Source organism: Hymenobacter citatus (assembly GCF_014333615.1).
In the GTDB taxonomy this organism is placed as follows: Bacteria; Bacteroidota; Bacteroidia; order Cytophagales; family Hymenobacteraceae; genus Hymenobacter; species Hymenobacter citatus.
In genome coordinates this window covers 97793-111277 of the sequence record NZ_JACSCY010000014.1, presented here as the reverse complement: position 1 = coordinate 111277, position 13485 = coordinate 97793, and the positions used below count along the sequence as shown (strand labels likewise).

The following is a 13485-nucleotide window of genomic DNA, read 5'->3' as shown; positions in this document are numbered from 1 at the left end:
CGGCACTACCCCTACCCTACAGGCGTTTAACTCAAATGTAGCGCTGGCTACCACGGGCAGGGTAATGCTTTTTTAGCCTTCTCTGGTACTGAAATGACAGCCGATGCGCCTGGCCTAATATTCGGCCAAGCGGTTCCACCAGGTCTTTTTCAGAATCAGCACCACCACGGCTAAAATGGCAACCGTAATCAACAGGGGCACGTGCTGGGAAAGCAGCAGGTACATGGGCAAAATGGTGAGGCAGAGCTGCGCGATGATGCCCAACACCACGTTGAACATGTTCAGACGGAAGTTGCGGTTGGGTTGAAACGCGGGGTCCTCGGCCACCACCAGGTCGTTGATGGGGCCCCAAAAGCCCCAGGGGCGCACGTTGCGGTAAAAGGTTTTCAGCACCGTTTCGTCGGTGGGAGGCGCCAGGTAGGTACCCACAATGGAGCCCGTGAGCGACAACGCAAACAGCACCGGGAAGTAGTAGAGAAACTCGACCCCCTCGAAAAAGCGCGTGAAGATGAGGGCCGACACGATACCCGTGAGCATGCCCCAGAAAAAGCCCGTGGCGTTGAAGCGCCACCAGTGCCATTTCAGCACGTTGGCCGCAATGTAGCCCCCGTACAGCGCCGACACAATCCACTGCAACACGCTGTTCACATCTTTGGCAATGAAGCCCAGCAGCACCCCCACGGCCACCACGACTACGCCCACCACGTAGTTCAGCGAAATAACCTCCTTGGTGGTGGCATCCGGGCGGATGTACTTCAGGTAGATATCATTAACGATGTAGGCCTGAGCCGCATTTACGGTGCCGCTAAACGTACCCATAAACGCACCGAGCAGCCCCGTGAGCACCAGTCCCATGAGCCCCACCGGCAGAAATTTGTTGATGGTTTCGGGTAGAATACGCTCGAAATCCAGCACGCCGGTAGGGCCTACCAGGTTCATCTGGTTGTAGTAGAGCAAGCCCAGAATGGTGAGCCCCACGATGAGCGAATAGCGAATGGGTAGCAGAATAATTGACACAAAGCCACTCATTTTGCTGGCTTCCTCGGGCGAGCGGGTAGAGAGAATTTTCTGCATGTCGTAGTTCGGCGCCGGGCCAGCCAACGACGCAAACACCCCCTTGAAGGCCATCATCATAAAAAACACCCCGAACAAAGAGTAGCCGTCCTCGTCGATTTTCTGATTCACCTGGCTGATGATGTTGGACCAATCCAGGTTGAGTCGCGCCCCGAAGAAGGGGTCGTACCAACCGGCCGGCACATTCAGGGTCTTGCCTTGCAGCTCCAGGTAGGCAATGACGGCAATGGCCAAGCACGCCACCGTCATGATGGCGTACTTGATGATGTCGCCGAGCACAATGCTGTGCATGCCCCCAATAATGGAATAGAACATGGCAAACAGCGTGAACACAATACCGTACACGTGCGGTACGTATTGCGGGGCCACGGCAAACGGCACATAGTCCTGCACCAGCTCCCAGGGCACGAATATTTCGATGAACTTGCCCAATCCCACGAAGCCGTAGGCCAGAAAGCCCAGGCAGCTCAGCAGGGCGAAGGCAATGACTACCTGGTGCGAGGCCCCTACCCCCGGCCCGCGGGTACCGAAGCGGGTAGCCAGCCACTCGGCGCCGGTGCTGGCGTTGGAACGGCGCAGCCAGCGCGAGAGGTACATCATCAGGAATACCTGGTTGAATACCGGCCAGAGCCACGGAATCCAGATGCTTTTCATGCCATACACGAAGCACAGGCTGACCATCCACATGGTACCGCTGATGTCGAACATATCAGAGGCATCGCTCAGACCCAATTTGTACCAGGGTAAGCTTTTGCCGCCAAGCAGGTAGCTGTCTTTGTTTTCGCGGGCTTTCTTACGGTACCACAGGCCAATAAATACCGTGGACAGTAGGTAGGCGGCAATAATGAGCAGGTCGAGTAGGTGCAGACGCATGTGGGTAGGGAAAGAGCAAAACCTGACATCCATCAACCGTAGCGGCAGCAGATGCGGAATGCTCAAATGTATGCTCCTACTTTATGCTATTTATAATACTATTTTACCCTTATCTGACACTCTATTGACAACAGCGAATCACGAATCATGCGCAAATGCGCATTGAGGTAGTTTTTAGCGTACTTACCATAATAACGCTCAGGGCAGAAGTGAAATACTATTTTATCAGAATCTGATAAATTTCGCTCCTTATTCCTACTGCCATGACGCACAACCTAATGCGGGAAATTACACCGCTGACGCAAAATGACTGCTTCACGCTGTTCACGCGGGTGAAAAAGGAGTTTAATTTCCCGTTGCACTACCACGAGGAGTATGAACTCAATCTGATTCTGAATGCGCCCGGCGCCCGGCGCATCGTGGGCGACCATATTGAGGATATCGACGACTTGGAGTTGGTTTTAGTAGGCCCCAACCTCAACCACGCCTGGTTTACGCACCAGTGTCAGAGCGAGGAAATCAAGGAAGTGACCATCCAGTTTCACAAAGATTTGCTGGACGACAAATTCCTGCGCCGAAATCAGCTCCACTTCATTCAGAAAATGTTCGAGAATGCGCAGCGCGGCGTGCTGTTCTCGCGCGAAACGGCCGAGCGCCTGCGCGGGCGCATTCTTTCCCTGGAACACAAAACAGGCTTCGACTCGGTACTGGAGCTATTGTCTATTCTGCACGATTTATCGGCCTCGCGCAACATGCGCATCCTCTCCGATGCTTCGTTCACCAACGAACAGTTCCACTATAACAGCCGGCGTATTGAGAAGGTGTTCGAGTACATGAATGCCCACTACAACCGCCAGATTACGCTGGCAGAGGTAGCCAAAATTGCCAACATGCCGGAAGTATCCTTTAGTCGCTTCATGAAAAAGCGCACCGGCACTACCTTCATCGACAGCCTCAACGAAATCCGGCTGGGGCATGCCTCCCGCATGCTTATTGACACCACGCATAGCGTGGCCGAAGTGGCGTACAAGTGCGGTTTCAACAACATTTCCAACTTCAACCGAATCTTCAAAAAACGTAAGAGCTGCACGCCTAAGGAGTTTCGTCAGAACTTTTCGGGTACGCGAATTTTTATTTAAAATACTATTTGCCAATTGTTTAACAACAAAATAAACGATGGTAAATTAATGAAGTGGCTAGCTAAGCCGGACGCCGCCAGGCTGTGGTATACAGATGGATATGTACCTAGCGGAGGCAGAAAAGCTAGTGCGACGCATTGGCATTTGTTAACTTTATCCTGCTAGCAGAATCGTCTGAGAGTAGCTCGAATACAGTCCTGCTAGGTCTCATACTCAGCGCCAACCCGTCTGGAAATTATAACCAGACTAGGATGCGCTGGCTATGGTAGACGGAAGCGGTTCCGCTACATTGCGGTATGCTCTCTTTATAGTGAATAAGAAGCTGAAGCTATGCCATTAGGGTAAGCTAGAATTCTTATGAGCCAATCATGAATCAGTAATACATAGCCAAAAAGTGCTTTTTTAGTCACGTAACGCCTATCTATAATCACTAGTTGCACTCTTGAGTAGGAGCCTATGAGCCTATACTGAGCCCACTAGGTGGTACTCCGTGCCAGCGCCTCGGGTACCTATCTTCTGCAGATAGCCCGCTTTCTCTAACTCCGTTAAGTAGCGTGTGGCGGTTGGCTTGCTCAGACCGGTGAGTTGTTGTACCAGCGAGTTTGTCAGCACCCCGTGCTCCTGCACATAGAGCACCAGCGGAATCAACTCTGGGCGCAGCCCCTTCGTGCGCAGATAGGCTTCCGTGTAGCGGACAAATTCCACCACCATGCCCGATGTTTCGAAATAGTAGCGGGGTGCGGGCAGTTGCCGCACCCGACACTCATGAATCATCTTCAGCGTGCCGCGCCCCCAGGATTCAATATAACCTGCTCGAAACAGCGTGTTGGCGACATCCGGGTTGAAGGGCTTGGAGGGGTGCTGGTGCCGCAGGTTTTCCACCGTCCAGCTATCGGGCAAGTGCCCCTCGTTCCAGAACACGATGCGGTCCTCGTGCACGCTGATCTGCACGGGCGTGCTCCCACTATAATCTTTGTGGGCCAAGGCATTGAGCAGGGCTTCGCGTAGCGCCGCTTCCGGAAACGTATACTCTTCGATACGGTTGGCACCCTCGTAGCGAATGTGCGCTTTACCATATTTAGTGCGCAGCAGCTCCAGGGTTTGTTCGATCTGCTGCAGTAAGGGGCCATGCACTTCGTCCTGGTAGCGTAAGTCCTCCTCCGTCGTGAAGTAGCCGATCTTTACGTAAGCACCAGTAACGTATTTCTCCGGCCGGGGGTGGAACAAGAGCACAGCGGCCCGCTTCAGGTACTCGCCTTCCAGTAAGTGTAGGTTGTCCAGCAGCGCCTCGGTGCTATCCTCTAGTACTTGTGCATCCACCCGCCCGCTGCGGGCAGCGCGCTGACGGAACAACGTCAAGGCCTCGGGGGCCAGATCAGCAAGGGTGACCCCGGGTACCGGTACCCCATCCCAATGTTTGCCTTGCTTACGCAGCAGAAACTTGTCGAGGGCTGCCCCCTTGAGCTCCTGCTTGGTGCTGCCGCTACGGTAGTGGTACTGGCCTTTGTAGCTGATCGGATAGGGGTATGCTTCCACAACAATTTCCAGATAGCTTCGCTCCCCTTCCTGACGGCTGTGCACATCCACGAGGATGCCGAGCAGGTCACGAACCTTATTCGGTATTTCTTCCAGCAGCTGGCGGCTGTTCGTGATACCCACCACCTGACCCTCGTCATTCACCCCGATCAGAAGCGTGCCGCCTTGTGCATTGGCAAAGCCGCAAAGCCACTTGATATACTCGTCGCGCCACGATTCTTTCCATTCGGTATTTTGACTTTCGTGGGTAGCGGGCAGCATGCGGACGGGAGTAACAGCAGAAAATGATGCCGTCAAATGTAGGCGTTAAACAGGCGAGCTACTAACAAACGGCTAGTTCCGTTACGTGGCTGCTATCGTAACCTTATATTCCTATTCAGGATAGCACAAGCGTACGAATCCGAATCCCTGGTTGGGCTGTAGTCCAATTTTTTTACTGTCTCGTCCCTCCCATAAAACGGAGGTATCTTGAAAAGACGTTTGGTTTAGCTCAATAAGTTAGGTTCAATAACCTGACAGCCGTTTTGTTTTTGGACTGTCTTCCTGAGCCTTCTTTGGAGCCTTTCTGTGTTACGAAAGCCTACATTGTGCAATAAATCAATAAGTTGTGAATTTCTGAGCCTTTCTCGGAGTCGCTTACCGTAATTTTACGCCCTCGCTGCTATTAAGTAGGCCAATACTCTTCGAAACGGACAACAAAATTGCAGGATCAACCGATAGAGAACTTTTTGTTTCTACTACAGTTCTTTTTGAAGTAGTTGCATTCCGCTAACCGCTAACACGGGTATCAGCTACCCCGGATTATTGCGTACGCCTCGTATCCATTCCAGCCCTTTTGAAACGACTCGCCCTTACCATTTATCTTCTGCTTCCTGTAGGACTACTACTGGGATGGTTAGGGTTGATTGGGCCTGTTGTTTCTACAAGCAGTCAACCCGCTGTCGTACACCAGGATCATCCTGCCCATCATGGCGTGATTCGTCCTTATCAGCAGAAAGGTAAGACGCTTGCACTGGATGAGCAAGAACGCGTGTGCAAGGACTCCATGGTACTGGCCCCGCGCGTGATAGTACTCCTGAGTGACCACCTGTGGGCTACGCTTGCAGGCCCGAACGAGCTACAGCGTTTTTGTTTGTATCCGGCCTTACCCGTGTTGGACCATGCCCTGCTGGCGGTACCAACCCGTACGTGCCACCGGTTACTACGCGCCATCTTGCAGCCTAATGCTCCTTAAATATGCCTAGCACCGGACACGACAGCTGCGTAACGAGTAGAGGCTGTCTGTAGGCTCGCAGCCCTCGTTCGCCTTATTTCTGCACTGCATATAAGCTGCTGCTTCAATCATATTCGGCAACGTCCCACTCCCGGCTACCCATGGTGCCGTACTTTTTACGCGGTGGCTCTAGCTGTGTGCATAGCACGAATGGCTGCTCGTAGCCGAAATGCTATCCTGTCGTTTCATCTCTACTCTGCCGCATTGTCGCGAATGGCAGCGTACGAAGCTGGCCTGTTCTATCGGCGTACAGGTGAGTCTTTTGCTTGCGCAAACCCATGTCCCCCCACTAGCACGACGTAGCACGAATACTTAGTGCGCGTAACACCACCACAAACCCAGTTGCGACGAAGCAACTCGCGGCTTTACAAGGGGGCGTGATAGTACTGTAGATTAGACACTCTACGCAGTGCCGTACTGGCTCCTGTACCCCTTCACAGCAATTGCCGATACCCTCTCTCGGTAATTGTCTGCCTTCTTATGTCAGCAGTGCAGCTGCTGGCTTGCGGCTGCGGTAGATTCTAACAGTACCCTGCTCTTAGCGGCTACTCTCCCCTATTACCGCGGAACTGCTGCTTACCCTTTAACCAATTCGCTCCAGTACCTGCCTCGACGGCTTGGTCGTGCTGTCCTTGCGCGATAAATGGGCTTCGACACGAAGTTGATGCATTCGTGACGCGCTGCTTTGGCGCACAGGCAATCCATGCCGCGGCAGGACCGGATTTCACCCTCATTCTGTTTTATATGGAAACGTTGTTCGGCCTGATCGTCTTGCTGAGCCTTACTCTCTTACTCACTGGGCTCATCAGCCCGCGGACCAGCATGTTCTGGGCCCCGCAACTGGCCACTCGCTGGACTTCTACCTTGCTCTACAGTGCCCTCGCGATGGGCGCCTTCTTAATATTCGGCTTACTAGTCGAAGTAAATGATCTGCGCAGGGAGTCGGCACAACTGGCTAGCCCAAGCCACGGTGCAGCGGTAGAACCCTTCTTCTCCAGCAGTAACCAACAGGACACACTTAACCTGCACACAGCAGACTGGTAATGACCGATTTCGCTTACGCAGGAATGGTCATCCCACTCGTCTTTACCCCCACAAGTCATTCTTTTGCTCATGTCTCAACATTCCACCACTCCTCCCTTAACGGGCGTCTCCACTCCTGCGCCTGCGCCATCTCCTACAAGTATTTTCACCCGCTTGAAAAGCCTGGGATTCATCCTACTGGGCATACTCTCCGCGGGGATGGGACTCAAGGGTTTTCTGCTCTCAAGTCACTTCATTGATGGAGGCGCTACGGGTATCTCCATGCTTTTATCGGCGGGGCTCGGCCTGCCACTTTCCTGGGGACTATTGCTCATTAATTTGCCCTTTTTGCTGCTGGGCTACCGGCAAATGGGGCTGCGCTTCGCCCTGAAAAGCGCCGCCGCTATTGCTGGCCTAGCGCTCTGCCTCGTCGTCATCCCCTACCCCGACCTCACCCCCGATTTGTTGCTTACATCCGTATTCGGGGGCGTTTTTATTGGGGCCGGTATTGGTTTAGCCATGCGAGGTGGGGCCGTCTTGGATGGCACAGAGATTTTGGCGCTACTTATTAACCGCAGTACCCCGCTACTGAAAGTAAGTGATATTATTTTGGTGGTGAACGTATTTATCTTCGGAGTAGCAGCCTTCATACTGGGGTTAACAGAAGCCCTGTACTCCATTTTAACCTACGTTGCCGCCTCCAAAACCCTGGACTTTATCCTGACTGGGATTGAGCAATACACGGGCGTTACAATCATCTCGGAGAATAATGAAGCCATTCGGGAGACGATTACCGCCCACCTAGGGCGAGGGGTTACCATTTACAAGGGGCAGAGTGGCTACGGAAAGCGGGGGCAGCAGCGCGAGGAACGCAACATCATTTTCACGGTCGTGACGCGGCTGGAATTACCGGGCCTGCGGGAGGAAGTGAAACGACTAGACCCCCACGCGTTTATCGTGCAGCATAGTGTCGATGATGCCGTTGGCGGTATGTTGAAAAGACGTCCCCTCCACTAATATTCCGAAGCCATTGGTAACGTTTTTGATGCGGCAGATACCCAAAATAGGGTGACTGGCGGTTTTCCGTCTGAATGTTTGGCTGCTGCGCTACACAGTCCTAGGTAGAAAGTGGCCAAGCTTTCGGTGGTACCCCGTGCTGTTTTACTGCGGCACGGGGTACCACGTCATCCCGAAGAAACCGGCGCGCAGTAGATGCGAAGGTCTTATTACTCTTTTATAAATTTATACACGCTGCCTTTCCCGGCCACGCGAAGCAAATAGACGCCGGGCTTCAGGTTTTTTACACTCAGCACCGGCTGGGTGGGTGCGACGCGCGTTGTGCTGACCAGCACTTTGCCCGTCAGATCGTAGATGGTCACGGCAGCCGCTTTCACTAGTCCGGTAATCGTCAGTTCATTCGTGGCCGGATTTGGATAGAGCGTTATTTCTCCTTTTCTCCCCACTGCCTCCGGCTGCGTCCCTAAGGGCCCACTGCCTGGATCAATGGCAAGGCCGTTTGCCTCCCGAATCAGCTGGAAAAGATGGTCTGGCCGCACCACCACATAATCGGTGGTGAGGGAGGCGGCCACGTTTTTGAAATTGGTGGGTTTCACATCGGTCCAGGGCTGCGCCTGGATGATGACGAAGCGTGGCGAGTTGCCATCCCACCCGGCCGAAGCCGTGGCAATGTGGTCTTGCATGGCTTGCTCGTTTGTGCAGTAGTTGCAGGCAAGGGCCATACCAGGCAACCGCTGCTGGTAGATGGTCAGGCCGCCGCCCGTGTTTTGGGCCGTCAACCCCAGCAAAGAGGGTGCTTGCTCGGCGAAGCTCTGGCCCACATTCTCGTTGATGCCGCCACTGATGGTGTTCCACACCGTGACCACTCGGAAGCCCGCCCGCCGGTTGTAGTCTTCGGTTTTCGCCACGAACTGGTTTAAAGCCTGCTGATTGGGAAAGTTGTTGGGGTAGGCATACCCGTAGCCCGAAGGGCCCGAAATCAGGTTGTCGTTGGCCGTAGCGGTTTGCCAGTAGTAGTTCAGGGCGCCCGGCATGGCATCCAGCATGGCCGGGGAGAGCGTCCAGCCCATCGGCACTGCTCCTCGGTCGGGGTTATTCCAGAGCTTTCGCATCAGGTGCTCAACGTATTGCAGGTTGTCGCCATCACTCAGGATAAAGGCCACGTAGATCTTGTTTTGCAGGGCGGGTTTCGGCGGAATAGGCTTCAGAGTTACTTTTCGGGGCATTCCGCTATGCATGGTCAGGTTGGTGGCGTAGTCGCTGGCGATGGTGGCAATGCCGTAGCTGGAAGCGCGCTCCACGCCGGGTTGCTCCTCCGGCCACCACCCCATCATGTTCGAGCCAGCCGGCATAGAGGCTAGGAAGCTATTCAGAAGTTCACTCTCCCCGGCCACTTTCGGATCCAGCCAGATTACGGCGGCTCCAAGCGCCGTGGCGTATTCCCGCAGAGAGGCTTTGTGGGCTTCTGGATTCAACCCAATCAGCAGCCGATGATCAAGCTTCGGCCAATACGTCTCATAAATGGTCTGATACACTTGCAGTTTGCTGCTAAACTGGCCGCGCAAATCAAGCAGGACCGGCAAATTGTAGGGCGCGGCCGTAAGCCGAGAAACCAAGTCTGGCGAGGCAATCAGGGCTTTTTTATCGTCGGCCAACAGTGTTGCCAGATTCACGGTGTGAATTTGAGCAGGATCATAGACGATCAGGCCCGCTACCTCGCCCCGGTACTTCGTAATCAGGTCCCACTTATCCGCGGGCTCCGACCAGTTCAATCCCAACGACTCCAGCCAGGTATAGGGGCCTTCCGCGAAGGCGTCGCCTTCGTAAGAGAAGATGCGTGGCTGTTTCTTATTCACGATGCCTTTCAGCGACGCAAACAAATACAGTTCGGCAGCCGATTGATTTTGCTGCAGGCCAACCCAGTCCACTTTCGTGTAGGAAGTGCCGCGCCAAAACACGCGCAATTCCAATGATTGGTTGGCCGCTGGTAGCGTAAATGGCAACGTAAAGGTGGTGTAGTCGGAGGCGACTGGAAATTGCCGTCGGGTGAGCGTCCGCACGGCCAGCGTCTGGCCCGTGGTGGCATTGCGCACGTCCAGATCCACAATCGAATCGTTGTTAGCGGTATTGTTATCGACCTTCAAGCGGAACTCGGCTACCTGGGCCCCAGCCGGCACAGTGGTGACATAGGGGCCGTAGACCATGTGCCGGTTAGGCTCGTCAATGCCCGTCTGGCACAGCCACCCATCGCTTTCCAGGCGTCCCGTACCATGTCCAAGCGACGAGCCTTCGGCTTCCCAACGGGAAGTAACTTCGCGTAAATAGATAAGATCCTGCGTTTGGGCGGGTGCCGGAAAGGATGGAAGCAGCTGACCAGCCGGCCATTTTACTTGGGCCTTTGTAGGAACGATAAGCAACTGGAGTAGGCACAAAAGCACCATACTCTGGATTCTGAATGAAGGAAGCATAAGCGTAAGGTTAGGTTGATAATGGATTGTATTTTAGTGGGTTGTCAGCTACACCGCAGTATAGCCGAATATAGAAAATAGGGTGTTAAGTTTACTAGGCTAATGCCGCGTAACAGCTTGCTAAACAGTTTTAGCATTTCTTTTTAGAACGCGTTCAAATCGCCAATATTCATCTGTTAACTATCAATAAGTCAATTATTTACAGGATAAATGCGTGCTGCACTGCCAAGCAACGTAGGAGAATATAGTCCCGAGTTTGACGCTTAAAACGCAATAATTTTGAACAATATGATGGTGGTCGAAGCTATATACTCCGTCATTTGTTGCGCCACTAACGAACAGAGAGTTGAGGTGGTCGGATACCTATGACATAATGTGTCCTGTTTCTCCTAAAACTCCCTCCTTACGCGTTACCACCGTGTACCAGTAGCCGTAGTTTTGCCCCTTTTCTGCTGTCCGGCTGGGCACTCATATCCGGTACCGCTCGACGGCTTCCTGGAAGCTTTTGCTGTAGGGTGCACTGATGGACAGCTGCCGCTCGCCGATTTGCACGTTGTCTTTGTGGGTTATATCAATGGCGTCCAGGGCCACGATGCAGGAATGGTGGATGTTGGCGGGGAGCTGCTGCTGCAAGGTTTTGAGCAGCTGCAACGTCACGATTTTGCGCTGCCGGGTGTACAACGTCACGTAGTCGCGCAGGCCCTCCACGTACAGCACATCGGCCCACCACACTTTGCGCAGCTGTTGCGCCATCGTTGACGAACAGATAGGCCGGCTCGTCGGACTTCAGTGTCGTCGCCGGCGGGGCGGTTAGGCCCGCTACCGGGGCGCGCTCTTGCCGGGCGTAGGCTTTGTGGATGGCCCGCAAAAACCGGTCGAATGTGATAGGCTTGAGTAGGTAATCCACCATATCCAGGTCGTAGCTCTCCAGCGTGTACTCGGAGTAGGCCGTAGTCAGGGTGACTATGGGTTTGCGGGGCAGCAGGCGCAGCAACGTCAGGCCTATTATTGCGGGCATCTGCACACCCAACAATAGCAGGTCCACCGATTGGCGGCGCAGCCCGGAGTACGACCTGTTGCCGTGGCTCGCGAGCCGGGGCATGCCAATGATGGCCTACAGCCCGATCGAACAAGGACGGCTGCTCCAAAACGCTCGGCTTCAAGAAATCGCGGCGGGCTTAGGCGCGACGCCGGCGCAGGTGGCCCTGGCCTGGGTCCTGCGTCAGGAGCAGGTGCTGGCCATCCCCAATGCAGGCAGCGTCGCCCATGTGCAGGAAAACCGGGCGGCCGCCGAGCTGCCCTTGTCGGTCAGCGACTGGGCCGCGTTGGATGCTGCCTTTCCCCTCCCCGGTAAACGCAGGCCGCTGGAGATGCTGTAGTGCCTGGTAGGCGTGTCTTATACGTCCCGTTAAACGGACGTGGCTGTTGCAGAAGGCCTATCCTTTTCCCTTGCCTAGTCCGTAGAGAGTGGATGCAAGGCAAGAAGCAGTTTCTCGACAAAGAGGTGGCTCGCTTTCGGCTCTCCGAGCGCGTTCCGTCGTATAATCTCTACCGCCGGCTGGCCGAGGTGGTGGACTGGTCGTTTCTCTACGAGCAGACCCAAGACCTCTATAGTCACACCGGGCAGCCCTCGCTCGACCCGGTGGTTTTCTTCAAGCTCGTGCTCGTGGGCCGGCTGGAAAACCTGGTTAGCGACCGCCGCCTGATCGAGCACTGTGCCCTACGGCTCGACATCCTCTTCTTTCTGGGCTACGAGGTCGATGAGAACTTACCGTGGCACTCGACGGTGAGCCGCACCCGCCAGCTCATCCCAGCCACTGTCTTTGAGCACCTGTTCGACCACGTGTTTGCCCAGTGCGTGGCCCGCGGCTTGGTGAGCGGAGACACACAGGCCGTCGATTCGGCCCCCGTGAAGGCCAACGCGTCACTGGACCGCCTCCAAGAAAAGCAACCGCCGGTCCCTGTGGCGTCCGAGCCGGTAGAGAGGGCATCCCTGGGGGCCACCCCAAAGCCGCCGCACCCCAGCGCGGTGTTATCAGCCCCAGCCCATCGCTTGCGGCGGGAGGCTGCGCGCCGTGCCCGTCGCCACGTTACTACCAGTAGCCCGTTAGGGGCGCAACACGCGCAGGCGCAGCTGGTGAGCAATAAAACGCATTACAGTCCCACCGATCCCGAGGCCCGTATCTCCGTCAAGCCGGGTAAAGCGCGGGCCCTGAATTACCTGTGTTCGTTGGCTGTGGACACCGCCCGGGGCGTGATCAGTCAGGTGCAAGCGGATTTCGCCGACAGCCGCGACAGTGTGCACTTGCCCGGCATCGTGCAGGGGCTGCAACAGCGCTTAGGCGCCAACGGGTTGTACTTACAGGCTGTGCTGGCCGATGCCGGCTACTCCAATGGCGTGAATTATGCGCTGCTCGAGCAACAAGGTATTACCCCGTGGATCCCCGTGTTCGGCAAGTACAAACCCATCATCGAGGGCTTTCCCTATGATCCGCAGACGGATCAGTTTACCTGTCCGGCGGGCGAGACGCTACCCTTCAAGACGTACGATACGAATGCCGACGGCGGGTTGCAGAAGATCTACCGCGCACCCTATCAAGCCTGCCAGCACTGCCCGCGCAAAGGGGCGTGTGCCCCCAAGAGCAAATGCCGCCAGATTACGCGCACGGCCTACGACGCGCACTATCGACGGGCCCTGCAACGACAGCAGAGCCAGCTAGGCCAGCAGATGCGCCTGCGGCGACAAAGCACGGTGGAACCCGTGTTTGGCAGCCTGTTACACCAGTACGGTCTGCGCCGGCTCAACACGCGTGGTCGCGCCAGTGCCCACAAGACGATGCTGCTGGCGGCGATGGCCTACAATCTGAAAAAGCTCCTGAAGTATCAGCCGAAGCAGCTCCTAGGCGTGGCAGTAGCCCTACCCAGGCCTCCTATACCTTGTCCGATTTGCCTGTTCCAGCGAGGCAAAAGGAGCCGCCAACTGACAAACAGACTTAGTGGTCGCGAAAGTACCTAGCAGCGCTTGAGTTCTGCAACAGCCACGGACGTTTTTCCAAGACGCCCGCCGCCGCCGATCCGGTAG

The 13485-nt window shown here is 55.1% G+C and carries 10 protein-coding genes and 1 pseudogene; 6 read left to right on the top strand and 5 right to left on the bottom strand.

The window, feature by feature from the left end; all coding sequences use genetic code 11:
• Window positions 1-114: 114 nt before the first annotated feature.
• The gene (locus tag H8B15_RS16185) at window positions 115-1947 is read right to left on the bottom strand and encodes a sodium:solute symporter family protein (protein ID WP_187320695.1); all 1833 of its coding nucleotides are present in this window, start codon (window positions 1945-1947) and stop codon (window positions 115-117) included.
• A 263-nt stretch (window positions 1948-2210) separates the two neighbouring features.
• On the opposite strand from H8B15_RS16185, the gene H8B15_RS16180 reads away from it, so the two are divergent.
• On the top strand, window positions 2211-3086 hold the full coding sequence (locus H8B15_RS16180; RefSeq protein ID WP_187320694.1) for a helix-turn-helix domain-containing protein: 876 nt from the start codon (window positions 2211-2213) through the stop codon (window positions 3084-3086).
• Window positions 3087-3548: 462 nt separating this feature from the next.
• Here the strand turns inward: H8B15_RS16180 and H8B15_RS16175 are convergent, their stop codons facing one another.
• Entirely contained in the window at window positions 3549-4883 is a 1335-nt protein-coding gene (locus H8B15_RS16175; RefSeq protein ID WP_187320693.1) for an ATP-binding protein, read from the bottom strand.
• Between the two features lie 712 nt (window positions 4884-5595).
• On the opposite strand from H8B15_RS16175, the gene H8B15_RS16170 reads away from it, so the two are divergent.
• The 3 genes from H8B15_RS16170 (at window position 5596) to H8B15_RS16160 (ending at window position 7935) form a co-directional block, all read left to right on the top strand.
• The gene (locus H8B15_RS16170; protein ID WP_187320692.1) at window positions 5596-5856 is read left to right on the top strand and encodes a hypothetical protein; all 261 of its coding nucleotides are present in this window, start codon (window positions 5596-5598) and stop codon (window positions 5854-5856) included.
• Window positions 5857-6639: 783 nt separating this feature from the next.
• Window positions 6640-6939, top strand: a complete 300-nt coding sequence (locus H8B15_RS16165) for a hypothetical protein (RefSeq protein WP_187320691.1) — start codon at window positions 6640-6642, stop codon at window positions 6937-6939.
• 69 nt (window positions 6940-7008) lie between these two features.
• On the top strand, window positions 7009-7935 hold the full coding sequence (locus tag H8B15_RS16160; protein ID WP_187320690.1) for a YitT family protein: 927 nt from the start codon (window positions 7009-7011) through the stop codon (window positions 7933-7935).
• Window positions 7936-8144: 209 nt separating this feature from the next.
• Here H8B15_RS16160 and H8B15_RS16155 read toward each other — a convergent pair whose 3' ends face one another.
• From H8B15_RS16155 to H8B15_RS21420, 3 genes and pseudogenes are all read right to left on the bottom strand, one after another.
• On the bottom strand, window positions 8145-10403 hold the full coding sequence (locus H8B15_RS16155; RefSeq protein ID WP_187320689.1) for a T9SS type A sorting domain-containing protein: 2259 nt from the start codon (window positions 10401-10403) through the stop codon (window positions 8145-8147).
• 468 nt (window positions 10404-10871) lie between these two features.
• The gene (locus tag H8B15_RS21095; protein WP_187320688.1) at window positions 10872-11156 is read right to left on the bottom strand and encodes a LytTR family transcriptional regulator DNA-binding domain-containing protein; all 285 of its coding nucleotides are present in this window, start codon (window positions 11154-11156) and stop codon (window positions 10872-10874) included.
• A gap of 163 nt (window positions 11157-11319) precedes the next feature.
• A pseudogene (locus H8B15_RS21420) lies at window positions 11320-11505 on the bottom strand (hypothetical protein); the annotation flags it as partial.
• On the opposite strand from H8B15_RS21420, the gene H8B15_RS16145 reads away from it, so the two are divergent.
• Complete coding sequence (locus tag H8B15_RS16145) at window positions 11420-11782, top strand: aldo/keto reductase (protein ID WP_425489806.1); 363 nt, start codon at window positions 11420-11422, stop codon at window positions 11780-11782. The pseudogene H8B15_RS21420 and the gene H8B15_RS16145 overlap by 86 nt on opposite strands.
• Window positions 11783-11874: 92 nt before the next feature.
• Window positions 11875-13419: an IS1182 family transposase gene (locus tag H8B15_RS16140; protein WP_187320686.1), complete on the top strand. Its 1545-nt coding sequence runs from the start codon at window positions 11875-11877 to the stop codon at window positions 13417-13419.
• Window positions 13420-13485: the final 66 nt, after the last annotated feature.

Excerpts from the sequence above, each read along its gene's own strand:
- H8B15_RS16160 (WP_187320690.1), top strand. The coding sequence starts at position 7,009 with ATGTCTCAACATTCCACCACTCCTCCCTTAACGGGCGTCTCCACTCCT.
- H8B15_RS16155 (WP_187320689.1), bottom strand. The coding sequence starts at position 10,403 with ATGCTTCCTTCATTCAGAATCCAGAGTATGGTGCTTTTGTGCCTACTC.
- H8B15_RS21095 (WP_187320688.1), bottom strand. The coding sequence starts at position 11,156 with ATGGCGCAACAGCTGCGCAAAGTGTGGTGGGCCGATGTGCTGTACGTG.
- H8B15_RS16185 (WP_187320695.1), bottom strand. The coding sequence starts at position 1,947 with ATGCGTCTGCACCTACTCGACCTGCTCATTATTGCCGCCTACCTACTG.
- H8B15_RS16165 (WP_187320691.1), top strand. The coding sequence starts at position 6,640 with ATGGAAACGTTGTTCGGCCTGATCGTCTTGCTGAGCCTTACTCTCTTA.
- H8B15_RS16140 (WP_187320686.1), top strand. The coding sequence starts at position 11,875 with ATGCAAGGCAAGAAGCAGTTTCTCGACAAAGAGGTGGCTCGCTTTCGG.
- H8B15_RS16180 (WP_187320694.1), top strand. The coding sequence starts at position 2,211 with ATGACGCACAACCTAATGCGGGAAATTACACCGCTGACGCAAAATGAC.
- H8B15_RS16175 (WP_187320693.1), bottom strand. The coding sequence starts at position 4,883 with ATGCTGCCCGCTACCCACGAAAGTCAAAATACCGAATGGAAAGAATCG.